This is a genomic window from Streptomyces sp. NPDC111656, from assembly GCF_055656965.1.
In genome coordinates, this window is the sequence record NZ_JBVKCA010000008.1 from 321,161 (window position 1) to 339,456 (window position 18,296).

At 70.7% G+C, this 18,296-nt stretch carries 12 protein-coding genes and 1 pseudogene; 6 read left to right on the forward strand and 7 right to left on the reverse strand.

Annotation, left to right across the window (positions count from 1 at the left end):
- Window positions 1–30: 30 nt before the first annotated feature.
- Window positions 31–958 (reverse strand): annotated as a pseudogene (locus ACZ7M3_RS25220) (P-type ATPase actuator domain-containing protein); the annotation flags it as partial.
- 66 nt (window positions 959–1,024) lie between these two features.
- Window positions 1,025–2,038 carry a polyphosphate kinase 2 family protein gene (locus tag ACZ7M3_RS25225; RefSeq protein ID WP_472065787.1) on the reverse strand — a complete coding sequence of 338 codons (1,014 nt, stop codon included), beginning with the start codon at window positions 2,036–2,038 and terminating at the stop codon, window positions 1,025–1,027.
- A 436-nt stretch (window positions 2,039–2,474) separates the two neighbouring features.
- Here ACZ7M3_RS25225 and ACZ7M3_RS25230 point away from each other — a divergent pair, with 436 nt between their 5' ends.
- Both ACZ7M3_RS25230 and ACZ7M3_RS25235 read left to right on the forward strand, forming a co-directional pair.
- The gene (locus tag ACZ7M3_RS25230; RefSeq protein ID WP_472065788.1) at window positions 2,475–4,784 is read left to right on the forward strand and encodes a hypothetical protein; all 2,310 of its coding nucleotides are present in this window, start codon (window positions 2,475–2,477) and stop codon (window positions 4,782–4,784) included.
- A gap of 104 nt (window positions 4,785–4,888) precedes the next feature.
- On the forward strand, window positions 4,889–7,897 hold the full coding sequence (locus tag ACZ7M3_RS25235; protein ID WP_472065789.1) for a hypothetical protein: 3,009 nt from the start codon (window positions 4,889–4,891) through the stop codon (window positions 7,895–7,897).
- A 181-nt stretch (window positions 7,898–8,078) separates the two neighbouring features.
- Here ACZ7M3_RS25235 and ACZ7M3_RS25240 read toward each other — a convergent pair whose 3' ends face one another.
- Together ACZ7M3_RS25240 and ACZ7M3_RS25245 are read right to left on the reverse strand one after the other, a co-directional pair.
- Window positions 8,079–9,137, reverse strand: a complete 1,059-nt coding sequence (locus ACZ7M3_RS25240) for a zinc-dependent alcohol dehydrogenase family protein (RefSeq protein WP_472065790.1) — start codon at window positions 9,135–9,137, stop codon at window positions 8,079–8,081.
- Between the two features lie 257 nt (window positions 9,138–9,394).
- Window positions 9,395–9,928 (reverse strand): DUF4232 domain-containing protein, encoded by a 534-nt coding sequence (locus ACZ7M3_RS25245; protein ID WP_472065791.1) that lies wholly within the window; start codon window positions 9,926–9,928, stop codon window positions 9,395–9,397.
- Between the two features lie 306 nt (window positions 9,929–10,234).
- Here ACZ7M3_RS25245 and ACZ7M3_RS25250 point away from each other — a divergent pair, with 306 nt between their 5' ends.
- A complete protein-coding gene (locus ACZ7M3_RS25250) occupies window positions 10,235–11,680 on the forward strand; it encodes a helix-turn-helix domain-containing protein (protein WP_472065792.1) in 1,446 nt (481 codons plus the stop codon).
- Between the two features lie 46 nt (window positions 11,681–11,726).
- Here ACZ7M3_RS25250 and ACZ7M3_RS25255 read toward each other — a convergent pair whose 3' ends face one another.
- The 3 genes from ACZ7M3_RS25255 to ACZ7M3_RS25265 form a co-directional block, all read right to left on the reverse strand.
- Entirely contained in the window at window positions 11,727–12,488 is a 762-nt protein-coding gene (locus ACZ7M3_RS25255) for a hypothetical protein (protein WP_472065793.1), read from the reverse strand.
- An 86-nt stretch (window positions 12,489–12,574) separates the two neighbouring features.
- Window positions 12,575–13,207, reverse strand: a complete 633-nt coding sequence (locus tag ACZ7M3_RS25260; RefSeq protein WP_382121137.1) for an RNA polymerase sigma factor — start codon at window positions 13,205–13,207, stop codon at window positions 12,575–12,577.
- A gap of 457 nt (window positions 13,208–13,664) precedes the next feature.
- Window positions 13,665–14,078 (reverse strand): hypothetical protein, encoded by a 414-nt coding sequence (locus ACZ7M3_RS25265; RefSeq protein ID WP_472065794.1) that lies wholly within the window; start codon window positions 14,076–14,078, stop codon window positions 13,665–13,667.
- A 109-nt stretch (window positions 14,079–14,187) separates the two neighbouring features.
- Here ACZ7M3_RS25265 and ACZ7M3_RS25270 point away from each other — a divergent pair, with 109 nt between their 5' ends.
- From ACZ7M3_RS25270 to ACZ7M3_RS25280, 3 genes are all read left to right on the forward strand, one after another.
- Window positions 14,188–14,682, forward strand: coding sequence for a DUF1877 family protein (locus ACZ7M3_RS25270; RefSeq protein WP_472065795.1), 495 nt, complete (start codon window positions 14,188–14,190; stop codon window positions 14,680–14,682).
- 172 nt (window positions 14,683–14,854) lie between these two features.
- A complete protein-coding gene (locus ACZ7M3_RS25275) occupies window positions 14,855–15,646 on the forward strand; it encodes a hypothetical protein (protein WP_472065796.1) in 792 nt (263 codons plus the stop codon).
- 208 nt (window positions 15,647–15,854) lie between these two features.
- Window positions 15,855–18,170: a transglycosylase domain-containing protein gene (locus ACZ7M3_RS25280; protein WP_472065797.1), complete on the forward strand. Its 2,316-nt coding sequence runs from the start codon at window positions 15,855–15,857 to the stop codon at window positions 18,168–18,170.
- Window positions 18,171–18,296 lie beyond the last annotated feature (126 nt).

Consider the following 18,296-nt stretch of genomic DNA (forward strand, 5'->3'; position numbering starts at 1 on the left):
CCAGCTGGGTCACCAGCACCGCGAGCCCGTGGAGGCCCCCGCGGCATGGTGGATCCTCCCGTCGAGTCCGTAGCCCGTGCCCGAGACGGTGTACCGGTCGGTGGGAGTGACGACCTCGACGGCGGTCATCTGGTTCATCGTCAAGGTGCCGGTCTTGTCCGAGTTGATCGCTGACGTGAACGCCAGGGTCTCGACCGACGGCAGTTCCTTGACGATGGCGTTCCACTTCGCGATGGCGGCGATGGCCGGCGAGACCGCGCTGACGAACAGGACGTCCCAGGCCTGGTCCCGTTGCCGTCCCAGGGCGAACATCACGATCATGGTCAGGCCCGCCGCCCCGTGATCCACAGCGTCAGGGCGTCGAGCTCCTTGGTGAGAGGCGGTACCTCCTTCTCGGTGGCCGACAGCCTCCCGGAGATCTTGCCGACTTCGGTTCCGGCGCCGGTCGCGGTCACGACGAGTACGCCGCTGCCGTGGGTGACCGGGGTGTTCATGAACGCCATGTTCGGCTGGTCGCCGGGTGCCGTCCTAGGCCCGGCAGCGTGCGGGCGTCCTTCGAGGCGGGAACGCTCTCGCCGGTGAGCGCCGACTCGTCGATCTGCAGGGCGCCGGCCTCGATGATCCGTCCGTCCGCCGCCACCTGGTCCCCGGCGGCGATGAGCACGATGTCGCCGACGACCAGCTGTTCGGCGGGGACCTCGGCCTCCGTACCGTCCCTGCGCACGCGCGCCGTGGCCTCCGTACCGTGCCTGAGGAACCGGCGCCAGGCCGGAGTGCGCCTCTCCTCGGGCAGCGAGTTCGGGCCGTGCGCGGTCAGGAGCTCCGCGGCCCGTGCCGCGGAGAGACCGACCGCGGGATCGACGCCGAACGCCGCTACGACCTCCTCGGGAGCGCGCGTGCACCAGCCGTCCCCCGAAGCACGCGGCTGTTCTCCCACGGAATCCGACCGCACCGTCATCGCTCCGCCTCCGATCCGTGGCCGCGGATGCGTCCGGGCCGGTCGTCCGCCGATCCGACAGGTCTCCTAACCGTGCTGCTTCTTCGCCTTCGCCTTCTTCTTCGTCGGCCGGTCGGTGGCTTGAGCGGCCGACGGGTGCCGGGAGACGTACGGATCGGCCGGGGCCCCGGCCGGGGCTTCCTGCTCCAACTCCCGGTTGATGACGAGCAGTTCCTTCCGCGTCTCTTCCCCCACCTCGGGGTACTGAGGATCGATGTCCATCAGGGCGTGCGCGAGGACCGCCGCCGCGCAGATCCGCGCGAACCACTTCCGGTCCGCCGGCACGACGTACCACGGCGCCCACTTCGTACTCGTGGCCGACAGCATTTCGGAGAACGCGTACTGGTAGTCATCCCACCGGCGCCGCTCCCGGACGTCGGCCGCGGAGAACTTCCAGTTCCTCTCCGGCAGGTCGATCCGCTTCAGGAAGCGGGTGCGCTGCTCCTCCTTGGACAGGTTCAGGAAGATCTTCACCACCTTGAACCCGTTGTCCGTGAGGTAGCGCTCCCAGTGGTTGATCTCCCGGTAGCGCCGGTCCCATACGCCCGGCCCGAGTGTGTCGCCCGGCAGCTTCTGCCGGACCAGGTTCTCGGGGTGGACCCGTACGACGAGAACCTCCTCGTAGTGCGAGCGGTTGAAGATGGCGATCTCGCCGCGCGTGGGCAGCCGCTGGGCGTAACGCCACAGGTAGTCGTGGTCGAGTTCCTCGGTGGAGGGCACCTTGAAGCTGCTGACCCGTACACCCTGGGGGTTGACGCCGCTCATCACGTGGCGGATCGTCCCGTCCTTGCCTCCGGCGTCGAGTGCCTGGAGACAGAGCAGCACGCCGTACGTGTCCTGGGCGGACAGCCGCTCCTGGTACTCGGCCAGCACCGACACACCGGTCCGCAGCAGCTCGACCCCGTCCCGCTTCTTCAGACCGGCCCTGTAGCGAGGGTCGAAGTCCCGGTCCAGGCGCACCTTCGACCCCGGTTCCACCCGTAGCGGCCCGATCAGTGGCCCGATGAAATCCGCGATGCGTTCGGTTCTCTCGTCCGACATCACCTATCAGTCCTTTTCCGGGACCGGCGTTCGACCGAGGGGCAGGCGGCCCTCAGCCGCGCCACCATGTTCCGGATTCCCTCGCGGGCATCACCTACCGGATTCCCTCGTGCTCATTGTCTGCTCGCCCCGGCAAGATCGCCCTCTGAGGCCGAGTGCACATCGTGCGCCCGGTTCCGGTTTCACCCGGCGCGGCTGAGGCGACGGCCGAGATCCTGTGAACCGGTACCCGCCCATCCCGGAGCGCCCCGCCGGGAACCATCCACCCCTGCACGACCAGCGGGAGGCTGCCCCAACATGCCGCGGAGATCGTCGACTTGGGAAGCGACAGCGCTTGCGCCGCGGACCGGCCCTCGACCTCCGCCCCCTGCCGCGGTGCGACCTTCCCCGTGCTAGGTTGCGCTCCTTGATCGTGAAGGTTATGTGGGGGCCTTTCATGAAACTGGTGCGATTCTCGCCGCCAAGCGCCGCAGCGTTGCTCCTGGGACTGACGACCGTCATCGGTCCCGGCGCGGTCGACTCGTACGCGGCGTCGGACGTACCGTTGCCGATCGCGCACTTCGCGCACATGGTCGTGGACGCCCGCCACGGACACCTGTTCATCAGCGGCGGCGCCGGCACCGACGGCATTCTCGTCACCGACCTGGACGGCGGGAACCCTACGACGATCAGTGGTGAGCCGGGTGCCACCGGTCTCGCCCTCTCCGGCGACGGATCCGCACTGTACGCGGCTCTCCCGGGCCGGGACGCGATCGCGGCGATCAGTACGGAGAGCCTGACCGAGTCGGCTCGTTACGGCACGGGCGCTGGCACCCGTCCGGACTCGCTGGCCGTCGCCGGGGGCACTCTCTGGTTCGGGTACGGCACCGCAGGCGCCGGCGGCATCGGGTCCGTCGACGGGTCCGGTGCGGTCACTTCGCGGCAGGATTCCGGCACTTGGGCAGCGTCGCCGACGCTGGCGACGACCCCGACCCCCTCCGGCGTACTCGCGGCCGCCGTGCAGACGGGCGACACCTCCGCCTTCGTCACCTACCAGGCCGAGGGCGGTGCGCTGACCCGGCAGGCCGCGAAGGCGCTGCCCGTCCCCGACCTGAGCGACTTCGCGGTCACGGCGGACGGGCTGCACCTGGCGGTCTCGTCCTGGTTGCGCGCGAGCGACCAGCGGTACCGCACCTCGGATCTGGCGGTGGACGGGCGATTCAGCACGCCGGTGGGCCCCAGTGCTGTCGCCGTGGCCCCGGACGGCACCGTGGCCGGCGGCGAGAACTACTACGCGTTCGAGACATTTCCGGAAACGGGCGAGGGCTCCTACGAGCAGTACACATTCGGGTATCCGGTGAGTCTGGCCGTACACGGCCTCGCCTGGGCCCCGGACGGGAGCCGGCTCTACGCCGTGGGCGTGGACGCCTCCGGGGGAACACCGAGGCTCCGGACAGCGCGTGACCCGGAAACGGCGTGGGTCCATCTCAACGGACGAGCGACCACCACTCCGCTCGCCCCCGGCGAGGCCTATTCGTTCCGGGCGGGCTTCGATTCGCCCCTCAGCCTCGACGCCGGAGAAGCCATGATTCCGGGCGCCGTACGGATCACCCGCTACGACGACGCCGATCCGGACGGCGTGCTCATCCCGGACCCGACGACCACCCCGGGACGCACGCCGGCCGACTTCTTCGGCTCCTACTACGTCTCCGGCACCGCTCCCCTCACCGGTCCACTGAGCTTCCGCGTCGACTACTCCGGAAGCGGCCACTACCGCCCGGCCGCCCAGACCTTCGGCGTGCCCGTCGCGAAGTACGCGCCCACGATGACGCTGAGCGCCGCGTCCACCGCCGGCCGAGCCGTGCCGACGACCGTCACCGGGCGTCTGGCCTGGCCGCACGCGCACGCGAGGACCGGCGCGGTCCACGTCGTCAAGACGGACCTGGCACACCCCTCGGGTTACTCGGTGGGCACCGTGCCCCTCGCCGCCGACGGCAGCTTCGCCTTCCACGACACCCCGCAGGTCGGCGGTGCGAACACCTACGCCTTTACCTACGACGGTGGCACGTCCTACCTACCGGTCACGGCGTCGGCGAAGGTACAGGTGTCCCGAGCCACTCCGAGCCTGAGTGTGACGACCGACGCGAAGTCGTACCACTCCGGCGCGACCGTCAAGGTCACCGCGCACCTGGGGGCCACGTACAACTCCCGTCTCGTGACGCTGTACGACCAGCCTGCGGGCAAGCCGCGGGCGCAGCTCAAGAGCGGCAAGGTCGACGCGCACGGGAACCTCGTCGCGTACTACAAGGTCACCCGCAACACCGTCCTCAGCGCGGCCTTCGCGGGTGACTACCGCTACGCGCCGCGTACGGCGACCACCCGTGCGACCCTCACGCCGACGGTCCGGACGGCGATGCAGTACCCGCTTGCCACCACCCGCGTCGGATCCACCACCTACCAGGTCTTCTACAAGTCCGAAGTCACCATGGGCCTCGACCTCCAGGTCACTCCCCGTCAGTCCGGCGGCTGCACGACGGTGTACCTCGAGCACTACTACTCGGGGGCCTGGCGCCCGGCCACCTCACAGAGCTGCGTGCCCTTGTACGGCGACGGGTGGTACGGCTACACCCGGGCCCCGAAGCTCTTCGCGAGCAACGATCACTACCGGATCCGCGGCCACTACACCCCACCGACCAAGGACGCACAGACCACCGGCGTATGGAGCCAGTGGATGTACCTCACGATCCGTCCCGGCAGCCCTTCATGAGGCCGAAGCCCTCTGTTCGGTGCGAAAGAAGATCCCGTCGCTGGGCGGGACGGACCTCTGTGTGAGAATCCCCGCCTTGATGTTCGAGTAGAGATCGGGCTGCCATGCCTTCGCACAGACGCCGCTTCCTCGCTGTCCCGGTGGCCGCCCTCGCGGCGTTCGTCGTGGCCCAGGCCGTCATCCCGGTCTCGGCCGTCGCCGTGCCCGCGACCGACGTGTCGGCCACGCTGGCCGCGCGGACGACCTCCGTGCCCGCCGCGGACGACATATCCGGTTCCGGCCCAGCGGTCGTCTGGCGTCAGAAGACCTCCGCCGACACGCCGGCACACGGCTGGCTCGCCGTCTCCGGAGGCACCCCTCAGGACCTTGGCCGGCTCGCGGACGACGGCGAACCGGTGAACGTCGACACGGTGTCCGTCCAGGACGGAGTGGTGGCCATCGCCACCTCCGCCAACCCGAACGGTGCGCTCGCCGACCATGTCACCCTGCGCCATCTCGACTCCGGTGACCAGGACGTTCTCCCGGTCGCCTACGACAGTTCGGGAGCCGCGGGGGACGAGCGCTACCGCGGGCAGGCCGGCGCCGGCATCCTCGTCCAGCAGAGCTACGACGACGCTTCCGCCTACCGGGTGCGCCTGCTGCTGCGCACACCCGGCGGCGCGGACCGGACGCTGCTGTCCGACGACGAGCAGTACGAAGTCCTCGCCTCGGACGCACACGGCGCCCTGGTGCTCCGGCGGACCGCGCCCGGCTGGGACCACGAGATCGTGTACGTCGACTTCGCCACCGGCAGGGCGGTCACCGTGGCCGAGCCCGCGACCGACGAGCTGCCGCAGGGCCTGGAGTTCACCCCCGGCCATGTCGGGGTCATCGACGGGGCGACCCTGACCGAGTGGCGGCGGTCGGCGCCCGAGGACGGCCCGTCCACGGTCACCCTGCCCGTCAGCGGGGCGCGCTGGATCAGCGAGGACACCCTCGCCTGGTACCAGTGGAGCGCGGTGGACGGGGCGTCCGAGCTGTTCGCCATGTCCAGGGACGGATCCACGGCAGCGAAGGACCTCGGCGGGACCTTCACCGACCTCGCGGTCGGCGACGACGGCAAGATGCGAGTGACGCTCTACCGGCCCGACGTGGATGCCGCGATCCAGACGCTCGCCGACGGCCGGGTCTCCACCGTCGCGGGCGAGGCCACCACGATCCCCGCCGGCCCCGCCAGACTGGACGCGCTGGCGCTGTCCGACGGTGCGCTCTACACGGCCGACGACTCCTCCCGGCGGCAGGGGGTCCTGCTCCGCGCGGGCCTGTCGGCCGGCCCGAGCGGGGCCTCGGCGAGCACGCCCTCCCGGGTACTGGCCTACTCCGGCGGCCTGGTGCACCAGACCCTGGCCGCAGCCGGGGGACGGGTCCTGGTCGAGCAGGGCGGCGCCTCCGAGCCGGGCCATTTCCAGGTGTACGAGGACGGCAAACCGGTCGGCACACCGCTGAACTATGACAACGTCGCGGCGGTGACCGTCGCGGACTTCGACGGTGAGCGCGTCCTGGTGTCGGACAGGACGACCACGGCCGACGGCACGCTTCTCCTCTACACCTTCGCCGACGGGCACATGCAGCGAGTGCCTTCCGGCTCCGCGCTGAACGGCGGCGCCGTGTACTCCTCGGTGCGCAACGGCACCACGTCCACCTGGTCGGTCCGCCGCACCGACCTGGCCACCGGTACCGCCACCACCGTCGCCACCGTGAGCTGCCTTCCCGGCGGCCTCCAGGTGCGCGGCTCCCGGATCCTGCTGACCACCTGCGGGGCCGGCTCCACCACCGGTCTGCTGCTCAAGGCGCGCGGCTCGGCCGGCACCACCGTGGACGCCTCCGTACACACGCCGATCCTCGGCACGGACGTTCTCTACACGTTCACCAAGTCCACGGACGGCGGCGCCGTCACGCTGAACGCCCAGCCCCTGGGCGGGACGACGACCGCCGCGCAGCCCCTGTTCGCCCTCCCGGAGAAGGCCGACTCGGCTGCCGCCGAGCGGTGGGCGGTCGACCGCGACGCACCCTGGGCGGCCTGGATGGACGACGCCGGCGTCACCCATGTGACCTGGGCGGGCGTTCCCACCGCCGCCTTGGTCGCCGCCCCGACCGGCTTCAGCCCCAACGGCGACGGATCGGCCGACACCTGGGCCCCCACCTGGACCTACAACCGGCCGGTGAGCTGGACGCTCACCCTCAAGTCCGCTACCACGCAGGTGCGTTCCCTGACCGGTACCGCCTCCGGCGGCAAGGTCGCACCGCTGTGGAACGGAACGACGCAGACGGGCGGAGCGGCCACCGAGGGCGCGTACGCCTGGACGCTGACCGTGCGTGACACGGTCACCGGCCGGGCGGCGGCCGACGTCACCGGCAAGGTGACCCTGCGCCGGGCGGCCCCCGCCGCCACCGTCACCGCGCCGACCGTCGCGAGCAGTGCGGCGACCACCGCGTCCGTGCCGGTCACCTGGTCGGCGAAGACCGCGGGCGTGAAATCGTACGACATCGGCTGGCGGGTCGCCACCCGTGACAGCGCGGGTGTATGGAAGCTCGGGCCGCTCCAGACCTGGCGCACCGGCACCACGGCCACCACCGCGGTCTTCGGTAAAGCGGGCAGCCCCGTGAAGCCGGTGTCCGGACTCACCTACCGCTTCTACGTCCGCGCTCACGACGACGCCGGCCAGACCGGCGCCTGGAGCAAGGCGGCGACCACCGGCATCCCGGTCGACGACCGTGCGACGGCACTGCACTACACGGGCAGTTGGAAGTCGGCGGCGGCGTCCGCCGCCTGGTCGGGCACCGAACGCACCTCCGCCGCCAAGGGCGCGTACGTGTCCTTCTCGGCGGACGGCACCCAACTGCGCGTGGTGGCGACCCGGAAGTCGAACGGCGGGCGCTTCGCGGTCGTGGTGGACGGAAAGACGGTCGGTACGGTGAACACCTACGCCGCGAAGACCGCCTACCGGCAAGTGGTGTTCACCCGCACGCTCGGCACCACGATCACGACCCACAAGGTGCAGTTGCGGATCCTCTCCGGCAGCACGCCCGGACGATCCACCGTCGCCCTGGACGCCGTGATGGTCACCCGCTGACCCGACCGCCCGGGCCGTGAGACCGCCACGACAGCGGCAGTCTCACGGCCGTCGGCTCGTTCGACGGCATGTGCCCGTTCCTCGCTCAGGCTTCGTCGGCGGGCCCGTCGAAGTCCGCTTCCTCGGGCAGGATAGGTCGGCGCCGGCTTCCTGGAACGCTGTGCCCGAGCTGGGCCGCGTCCTACCTGTCGTCTTCGTCCCGGCCGTCCTCGAAGACGAAGAGCGGTTTGGCGCCATGTGCGGGCGCTTCGGCGAACGAGATGGCTTCAGTGAAGCGTTCGAGCGGGAACGGCTCGCCTTGGGGGATGCTCAGCACTTCATCGGCGACGAGACCGCGAACCTCGGACAGCGCGCGCAGCGCATCCGCAGGTGAGGCAGTGCCGAACCAGCGGTTCAGCCAGAAGCCACGGACCACTTTGGTCTCGTAGATGACCGAGCGTGCCGACAGCGGGATCGTCAGCGCTGCCGGGTCGGTCTGTTGGTGGGTGGAGAGCGCGCCGTAGACCACGACCTCTCCTCCCGGAGCCAATGCCTGGGACACCTGGGCACCCACATGGCCCGCGACACAGTCGATGGCCTTGCGCACGCCGGCCGATCCCGCGATCTCGGCCACACGCTGCAACAGGTCCTCGTCCTGCGTGCAAATGACCTCGTCACCACCGAGCGCCTTGATCTCCTCGACGGCATCGCGCCGCCGCACGACATTGATCGTGCGGATACCCAGATGCCTGGCCAGCTGAATGACGAGCCGGCCGACGGTGGAGCCCGCGGCCGTCTGCAACAACCATTCACCCGGCTGTACGTCGAGTTCGCGAGTCACCAGGAGCAGCGCGGTCAACGGATTGACGGCGAGCTGACAGGCGCTGGAGTCGCTCAGATGGTCGGGGACCGGCAGGAGCCTTCGTGTATCGGCGACAAGGTATTCCTGCCAAGTGCCGGCCACATGCGGCCCGGGTATCGCCGGTACAGCAACGGCCACCACACGCTCGCCGATCTTCAGCCCCTCGGTATCCGGGCCCAGGGCCTCAATACGGCCCACGCATTCCATGTGACCCCCGACAGTGGGAAACTCGGGGGAGAAACCGTAGCGGCCACGCAGCACGTGCAGATCACTGGCGTGAATCGGAGTCGCCTTCACGCGGATCAACGCCTGACCGGCTTCCGGCGTGGGAACAGGACGGGTTTCCAGCCGCAGGACATCGGCCGGCTCGCCCACCTTTCCCGCTACGAGCGCGCGCATGGACTGTGGCATGGGTGACCTTTCGCGCCCGAGAGCCCCTGGAGTCTCGGACATCACGCTAAGCGCCACCGACAGGCTCTGCAATCCAGTCTCCGACGGCTCCACCTGGTCGCCGGTCCCGCAGACAACGTTGCGCGCGCAGCCAGTGCACCGCGCAGCATCTCCGGAGTACCGCCACCGACGGCACCGCGCCCCCCGGTGAAGGCGGGAGGCCCGGTGCGGCCGGACGGTGGCTGTGTCGTGGGGCGCCAGGGTGGCTACCAGGAGAGGGCGTCCGCCGCGTTGTCCTGCCAGTAGGTGACGGTGGCGGCGCTGTTGAAGAAGACACCGCCGTTCGCCAGCTTCAGGGTCTTCTCCGTGTTGGTCGCGTTGCCCTGCTTGTCGGCGAAGATCACGCCCAGGGTCTTCTCCTTGGCGCCGCCTTCGCCGTCGGGGGAGTACGTCGTGATGCCCGCGTACGCGGACTGACCGGGCTCGAGCACCAGCACGGACTGCGGAGTGGTCTCGTCGGCCCACGGCAGCGGGGCCTGGGCGTCGGCGCCGGCCCTCAGGAAGGGGGCGCTGTAGGCGTAGCAGGGCTTGGTGCCGGTGTTGGTGGCCTTGAGCAGCAGGTGGTTGATCGGGCGGGACACCTCGGTGACGGTCAGCTTGGTGTTCGCCGTGGTGCAGGTGACGACCGAGGACGCCTTCGTGGTGGTGGCGGAGGCGGCCTGGATTCCGGTGAGCGCGAGGGCGGCGACGACCAGGGAGGAGGCGGCCGTGCGGGAGACGAAACGAGTGGTGCTACGCATGACGGGACTGCTTTCTCTGAACATCAGGAAGATGGTCTTCCGGTTGTGATGTGTGCCGGTCGGGCTTGTCTTGGTCGTGCTGCGTGTGGTGCGCGTCGGCGCGCCTGAAGTGGCGGCCATGAACGCGGAGTTGAGCGGGGCCGAGCACCGTGTCCGGCGAGGCGCCGTGCTTGGATGGCCCAAGGCTGTGCCATGCGGTGTCCCATCCGCCATTCCATCGGGAATTTCGGGACGCTGGGATGCGCGCACCGGCTCTGAACTGGAGAAACGTGACCTTCCTGGGAGGTCGAACGGAATGGAGTACTGGTGGGGGCGGCTGAGGAGATTGCTGATTTCGCGGCGCTGCTGCGCGAGTTGAAGCAGCGATCCGGGCTGAGTTACGAGGCTCTGGCGAAACGGGCGCACATGAGCACCTCGACGCTGCACCGGTACTGCAAGGGGGAAGGAGTGCCGACCGACTACGCGGCCGTCTCCCGCTTCGCCCGGGTGTGCAAGGCGACTCCCGAGGAACTGGTCGAGTTACACCGGCGCTGGGTCCTGGCGGACGCAGCGCGGGAACGCGCCCGGCGGGCCGCAGCGGATTCGGAACCGGACTCCGCGGACCGGGACTCCGCGGACCGGGCCGGAGCGTCCACGTCCGACTCGGGCCAGGAGTCATGCTCCGCGCAGGGGCGCACCGACCAACCCCGGCCGGAGGCCGTGTCGGACACCGCACCCCCGCCCGCACCGGCGCAGCCGACCGCGTCCGCGACTGCGCCCACATCCAAGAGCGAGCCGGGGGGCCCTCCCGGGTCCGTCGCCGAACCGTCGCCGGAGGCGGCTGTCCTCGCTCGCCCCACGCCGACGCTCATCCGGACCGCCCGCAGGCGGTGGGCCCTGATCGCGGCGAGCACCGCCGTCGTCGTCGCCGTGTCCACCGCGCTCACGGTCGACCTGAAGGGCGGGGGAACGGACCTGGCGGAGAACGGCCGGCCGGCCGACACCGTGACCTCCTCCGGACAGCCGGCCTCCACCGCCTCCACGCTGCACCCATCGGCGTCCATGTCCCCCTCCGCGCGTCCGAGCCGCTCCCCGGCCCCAACCCCCAGGACGCCCGACGCGAAGCCGTCGGTACACAGCACCGACACGGGCCGCGCCCGGGACAGCGATGAGGTCCCGCTCACGGTGAGCACCCGCACCTATGCCTGGGACGACCCGCAGTGTGAGGGGAAGTACCTGATCAATCGGCCTCCCGACGAAGTCTCGCCGCCGGTGATGGGGCAGGACGTGCCGGGCTGGGTGAAGGCGCACGGCGCCATCGCCGCCGACCGGCAGCGGGTGGCGCTGACCGTCCAGGGCACCGGGGACGAAACCGTCGTCATCGAGTCCATGCACGTCCGCGTGGTCAACTCGAGCACGCCCCCGGCCTGGAACGCGTACCTGGGGTCGTCGGGCTGCGGCGGAGGCGTGGAGACGAGGTCGTTCGACACGGACCTCGACGCCGGTCACCCCACCATCGTGCCGAAGGCCGGCCAGCGCGGTCTTCCCTACAAGGTCAGCCAGTCCGATCCCGAGGTCCTGTACATCACCGCCCATGCCAGTGCCCACGATGTGAAGTGGTGGGTGGAGTTGCAGTGGTCCAGCGGCGGCCGTCAGGGAACCACACGGATCGACGACCACGGAATACCGTTCCGCACCAGCGGCAGTCGGGGCCGTCCCGTCTACGAGCACCTGCTCGGCGGCACCGAGTGGTTCAGCGTGGCGGAGAACTGATCTCCAGGGTCCGGACACCGAGGACATGTTCTGGGCACGGCGGGGGCTACTTGTGCTTCCCGCTGCCCTTCTCGCCGCTTGCCCGGCCGTTTCCGGCCGTGTCGTCCGTGCCGCCGGAGGTGCCCTTGCCGGAGGCGCCGGCGCTCCCCGCCTCGCCGTTGCCGGTGGTCTTGCTCGGCGCGGCTGTCGTCCGCGCCAGCTGCTCGGAGCAGTACGCGGCGACCTTGTCCTTGCCGCCGGCGGCCGTGACGAGTCGCTGCCAGGCTCGCGAGTCGAGCGCTTTGCCGCGGTCCTTGACCTGCTCGTAGGCGCGGCAGTGGGCTTCGGTGTCCTTGGCGGTGGCCGGGCGGTCCGTCGGTCCGGGGACGCCGGAGGACGCCGACGAGGCCCCACCGCCCGGCTGGTCCGGGGCGACCGCCGACGGATGTGCGGTCCCCCGCCCGGCACCGTCACCGTCCGTGGACGAGCCGACGGAACCGATGGTCGCGACCGCGACTCCACCCAGCGTGAGGCTGGCGAACACCACGCCGAGCGTCAGCTTCACAGGACGCCTGGCGCGCCGCTCCGCGGGCAGCCGCCAGTCGTCCCGGCGCCGGGTACGCGCCCGGTGCGCGCCTGTGTCGTGCGCGGCCCGGAAGGCGGTCAGGGCCCGCTGCTCGGCCTCGGGGTCGAGATGGCCTCGTAGGACGGCGCCCAGCTCCGTTTCCAGGGTGGCGGCGTCACGCGCCTCCCGCGTGTCGGACGCGGCGCCGCCAGGGTGCACACGTCGACGGCCAGGAACTCCGTGGCCGCCCAGCCGTTCACCCATGTCCGCTTCCGTTCCTGTTCGACCGGTTCGATTCGTTCGGCGTTCCGAGTCTGATCCTGTCAGTCGGTCACTGTTGCCTGCGTCGTTCATTTCGACTCCCCCAGCGTGGGGGAAGCCTCATTCGTCACACCCTTGTCCGATTCACCGGCGACGCCCAGTTGGTGGGCGAGGCGTTTCAGGCCCCGGTGGGCGGCAGTGCGCACCGCTCCCGGGCGCTTGCCGAGGACGCGTGCGGCGGCGGGACCGTCCAGGCCGACGACGACCCGCAGGAGCACGGCCTCGGCCTGGTCCCGCGGCAGCCCGCGGACCAGTTCCAGCGCCCGCTCGGTGGACAGGGACTCCAGGGCCTCGTCATGGGTGCTGTGCCGGCTGGGCAGGTCCAGTACGTCCTGTTCGGTCCCTCCTGGCCGGGGCCGTACGCGCTGGCGGCGCAGATGGTCCAGCGCCCGGTGCCGGGCGATGGTCGAGGTCCAGCCGCGGAACCCGGCCCCGTCCCCCTTGAAGCGGCCGAGGTCACGGGCGATCTCCAGCCAGGCGTCGGAGGCCACGTCCTCCGCGTCGTCGCCGACCAGGCCGCGCAGATAGCCGAGCAGGCCCGGCTGCACGATCCGGTATGCGACCGCGAAGGCCGTCTCGTCGCCGTCCTGGGCCCGCGCGACCGCCGCGCCCAATTCCCCGTCGTACGCTTGTACACGCCGGGGTTGCCGTACCTGGCCCAAGACTGTCCTCGTTCGTACCGGGTTCATGGCGAGTGCGTGCCGTCCGCCGTGCTCCGGTCACATCGACGGCCCCATGGTGACCAGCGTCTGTCCTCACGGAAGTGTCACAACGCCTGGGCGCCCCTTCAGTCGTCGCCGGTGCCCGCCGGCCGGCCGCCGAGTACACGAGGGCGGGCGCGGGCGGCTCCGGAGAGCCGTACCGCGCCGGGGACACGCGCCCGCGCCGGGCGTCAGGGTCCGCCTGACGGCTCCTCGGCGCCCCGTGGATCCGGGGTGAGTCAGACGCGGCGCGACCGGCACTGTCCCGGTCGGGTGACGTTTCGTGCCGGCCATTCGCTGGGGGAGTGCCGGGTTCGGTACCGCGCAGGCCGAGGGCCCCGCCCCCCGGACCTCTCTCCGTGCCGCTCTTCACTCCCCCCGTGAGTGGCACGGAGAGGGGCGGCGCGGATCACGGACCTCACCGCGGCCGCTGATCCCGGGGTTCGGGCGCGCCCGCCGTCGCGTCGCGGCACAGCAGCCGCAGCGAGCCGTCTCCGGTGAAGCAGCGGCGGGCCTCGTCGACGGGATCCCACAGCCGTCCCTCGGTCGTGCGGATCCAGTGGTGGCCGTCCGCCTCCCACCACTCGGCGCCCGTTTGGCGGACGATCACCTCACCCGTGTACGCCCCGAAGCCGCGCAGCACGCTCTCCACGGCGGCGTAGGGCGTGTCCTCCCGCCGCAGGTCGTCGATCATCCGGTCGACGCGCCACAGGCTGGACGCCGAGTAGTCGAGGCGCAGCCGTGCCCCCTCCCGCATCGTCGCCACCGTGTCCGCCGCCCACCGCACGGGCCTGGCCGCCGCATGGGGTCTCGTCTCCTGATCTGTCGTCACATACGAAGAGAGCGAGGTCGGCGGTCGATCCGTTACGCGAGGTGTCTTCCCCCGAACGGGGTCCGTCGGGCCGCGTAATGCTTCGGCGCCCCCGTGCGCTCCCTCTGGCATGAGTACGTACCTCCGTCTGCGAGCGGTGCCGCCCCCCGCACTGCGCAACAGCACGACCTGGTTCGAACGACTCTTCGAGTACGACTCGGAGACCGTCCGACGCCGGGTCGGCCGGCATCGTGAAGAGGAGCTGGACAAGCGTTATCTGGACCAGGAACGCATCTACGCCGGCGCTCCCCCGCATCGTGCCGAGGACCGGCCCCAGACCCAGGTGGTGCTCGGTGGTCGGCCGGTGTTCCGCGCCGACCGGCACAAGCCGCCGTTCCTGGTGCTGACGGCGGCCCAGGCCCGCCGGGTGGCCGGGTTCCTGGCGATGGCCGACTTCGACGCGCTGTGGGATTTCGCCCGCGCCGAACTGCTGCCGCGGTACGGCGGCGTGACCGCGGAGCCCGAGACGTGGCATGCGTTCGCGGTGGCGCACCGGGAGTTGAGGGCGTTCTACGCACAGACGGCCGAGTGCGGGGACGCGGTGGTGAAGTGGCTGCCGACCTGAGGCGCGCGTAGGGCCCTGGGCAAGCCGTTGTCATGATTGCCCACCTTCCGTCCGGCTCGTTCCTTGCGGTCGAGCAGGTACGCACGGCGAGGCCGAGGTGTAACACTTCCGGCCGAGTGCGCTCTTTCCATGCGGACGACCGCGTCGGTCGGCCAGGACAGGGGCACGACTCGTGCAGCGGATGGACGAAGGCGGCGGGACGTACGGCGAGGATCCGTACGGCGATGCCGGGCGCCCGTATGCCTACGGCTACGGGTACGGCGGCAGCGTCGGCACGGACACGGGCACGATGTCCTGGGACTCGGTGGAACTCGCGCAGTGGACGCACCCGGAGTACAGCACCCATGCGACGGGGACGGACCCCCACGCCGCCGGAACGCATCCCTACATGGCCGGACCGGACCCCGCCACGACAGCGTGGGACTCTCCCCACGGTGACGTCCTCACCGTGCCGCCCCCGGAGTTCGACACCGGCGCCCCCATACCGGAACCGGACACTCCGGCGAACGAGTCGGTGCGGCCGGTCTTCGTCGATTCCTCGGGCCGACGCCGACGCCGGCGCCGCGTGCTCCGCGCCGCCCGGCTTCTCGTGATCCCCGCCGGCGGTTACGTCGCCCTGCTGATCAGCACGATGCTGGGCGGACCCGGCATCAGTTCTCCGTTCGTCCCGCAGCCGGACTCCACGCACTCGACCACGCCCCGGGCGGCCGCGCCCGACGCCTCGTCCAGCACTGGCCACTCCGCAGGGACCGCGAGTCCCACCGCAGGGCAGCGGAACTCCGGCCCTGCGGGGCAGAAGACCCCCGGTCCCACCGCCGCCTCCGCCACTCCTGCGGCCACGTCCGGGCCCACCGCGGCGCCCACCAGGCTCACGTCCCCGACCTCGACCGCCGCTCCCGCCCCCATCTCCACCCCCACCCACAAGGGTCGTGCCAACGGCTCGTCCCACCATCCCGCGAAGTGATCCAAGGCCCTGATGTGACCGATCGCCGACGAAGCAACGTTCCTGCTCGCGGCCGCGACGACGACTGCCCGCGGTCGGCGCCGTACGACCCCCTCCGGCAGCCGGCGCTGTACGACGGCCTTCCACCGCCCTCCCCCTACCCCGGTTTCCGGCAGCCCGGACCGTCCAAGACACCGCAGTCGTACTGAGAGGACAGTGATCAGAGCCCATGAGCGGACACCGGCGCCGACCGCCGCAGCGCTCCGTCGGCGGCACGCGTGCCGAAGGTGACCGCGCCACGGGCCACCGGGCCGCGCATCGTGACCAGGCCCCCCGACAGGACATGCCACGCCGTGCCCGGGGAAGGGCGCCACAGAAGAAACGCTGGATCGACTACCCGCGCCGGGGCAGGACGGGCCCGCGCCGCTGGCTGCCGTCGGTGCGCCAACTGCTGGCGCTCTTCCTGCTCATCTTCGGCGGCACGGCAGCGGCCGTCGGCTATGCCTACGCCACGGTCACCATCCCCGACCCCAATCCCACGACACTGCTGCAGAACAACGTCTACTACTGGTCGGACGGCACGGTCCTGGCGACCGACGGCAGCGTCAACCGGCAGAACGTGTCGCTCTCACAGGTACCCGCCGACGTGCGGTGGGACTTCATCGCCGCGGAGAACGCCTCCTTCTACACCGACCCGGGCATCGACCCGCAGGGAATCCTCCGCGCCGTCGTCCACATGGCCGCGGGCGGCTCCGTCCAGTCCGGCTCGACGATCACCCAGCAGTTCGTCAAGAACACCTACCTGGACCAGTCGCGGACGGTCTCACGCAAGTTCAGGGAACTGCTGATCTCCACCAAGATCGGCGCCGGGATGACCAAGGAGCAGATACTCCAGGGGTATCTGAACACCTGCTTCTTCGGCCGTCAGGCCAACGGCATCCAGGCCGCGGCGCGTCTGTACTACGGCCTCCCGGTGGAGAGGCTCGACGTGAGTCAGGGAGCCTTCCTCGCCGCGGCGGTCAACGAGCCGAGTCTCTTCCAGTACGCGGACTCCGATCCCGCGGCCAGGGCAAAGGCGGAAGCACGCTGGTCCTGGGTGCTCGACCGGATGGTGAAGACCGGCAAGCTGACACCCGGGCAGCGGGCACGGTACGCGGCCGCCGGTTTCCCCACACCCAGGAAGTGGACCCGAGGTTCAGGGCTCACGGGCCAGACCGGCTATCTGGTCCAACTCGCCAGGTCGTATGCCGAGACACATGACCCGGCCATCACCGACAGCAGCCTGAGCAGGGGCGGCTACCAGATCCACACCACCTTCGACAGGAAGAGGACGGCGGAACTGACGAAGGCTGTCGCCACGGTGCGGGGGCAACGCCTCGACCCCGCCCACCGGTCGGTCGACCGGGACGTCCAGGTCGGAGCCGCCTCGGTGGAACCCACGACCGGCAGGATCCTCGCCGTCTACGGCGGCCCCGGCTTCGACCACGCCCACTACTCGGACAACGCCGACACCTCCGGCGTCCCGGTGGGATCGACCTTCAAGCCCATCGTCCTCGCCGCCGCACTCCAGCACGGAGCCGTACTGCGGCCCGGCAGGTCACCCGAGCCGATCACCCCGGCCGGCAAGTTCAACGGTGACGACGGCATCAAGATCAAGGACCAGCAGGGCAACTACGTCGCCGACCCCAAGGACCCCACCGGGCTCCTCCACCAGCACAACGACACCCCCCAGCGCTGGGGCTACATCCCTCTGCGCAAGGCCATGGAGCAGTCGGTCAACACGCCGTACGTGCAACTGGGAGAGGACGTCGGCTACGGAAACGTGGCGAGGACGGCACAGACTCTCGGCCTGCGCCCCGGCAGTCTCGCCGCCCCCAGCGCCGGCTTCTACATCGGTACCTCCACACCGAGCGCCATTCGCATGGCAGGCGTGTACGCGACTTTTGCTGCCGACGGGATGCAGGCCACCCCGTACTCGGTGACGAAGGTCACCCACAACGGCTCGGCACTGGCCGGCTTCTCCGCCCCCGCCCCCGTGCGAGCCCTGCCGGCGGCGGTCGCCGGCAACGTGACCGACGTGCTCCGCGGCGTCATCGCCCGGGGCACCGGCACCAAGGCCCAAGCTCTCGGCAGGACCGCGGCGGGCAAGACCGGAACCACCGACGACTACCGTTCCGCCTGGTTCATCGGCTACACCCCGCAACTCGCCACCTCTGTCGTCCTCTTCCGAGAGGACTCGAACCACCCACAGCTGCAGTCCCTGGCAGGCGTCGGCGGCCTCCAGAAGGTGTTCGGCGGCGACATCCCCACCGAGATCTGGACCCAGTTCATGCGCGACGCCCTCGCCGGCCTGCCCGACGCCCCCTTCCCCGCGCCCGCCCCCCTCGGCCGCGGCACCGACGAGCCCGGCGCTCCCACGCCCTCCCCGTCCGCGGCCCCCGCCGAGCGGGGCGGCAAGACCGGCAAGAGGACGACCAGCACTGCCGCCCGCACACCGGGCGCCCCGGCAACCGGTTCCAAGTGCCACCGCCACAAGTGCCGTTGACCGCGACAGCACCGGCCACGGCAGGAGGCATCAGCCGATCGCCCGCGCAGTGATCTGCATCACTGAGGCCTTTCGCCCCGTGATGTTCGTCGGACGCGGTGCGCTGTAGAGGGCGGCCACCTGTGT

Bases quoted from the DNA above. Each gene is read 5' to 3' on its own strand.
- ACZ7M3_RS25225 (WP_472065787.1), bottom strand. From the start codon at position 2,038: ATGTCGGACGAGAGAACCGAACGCATCGCGGATTTCATCGGGCCACTG.
- ACZ7M3_RS25230 (WP_472065788.1), top strand. From the start codon at position 2,475: ATGAAACTGGTGCGATTCTCGCCGCCAAGCGCCGCAGCGTTGCTCCTG.
- ACZ7M3_RS25235 (WP_472065789.1), top strand. From the start codon at position 4,889: ATGCCTTCGCACAGACGCCGCTTCCTCGCTGTCCCGGTGGCCGCCCTC.
- ACZ7M3_RS25240 (WP_472065790.1), bottom strand. From the start codon at position 9,137: ATGCGCGCGCTCGTAGCGGGAAAGGTGGGCGAGCCGGCCGATGTCCTG.
- ACZ7M3_RS25245 (WP_472065791.1), bottom strand. From the start codon at position 9,928: ATGCGTAGCACCACTCGTTTCGTCTCCCGCACGGCCGCCTCCTCCCTG.
- ACZ7M3_RS25255 (WP_472065793.1), bottom strand. From the start codon at position 12,488: ATGGGTGAACGGCTGGGCGGCCACGGAGTTCCTGGCCGTCGACGTGTG.
- ACZ7M3_RS25270 (WP_472065795.1), top strand. From the start codon at position 14,188: ATGAGTACGTACCTCCGTCTGCGAGCGGTGCCGCCCCCCGCACTGCGC.
- ACZ7M3_RS25280 (WP_472065797.1), top strand. From the start codon at position 15,855: ATGAGCGGACACCGGCGCCGACCGCCGCAGCGCTCCGTCGGCGGCACG.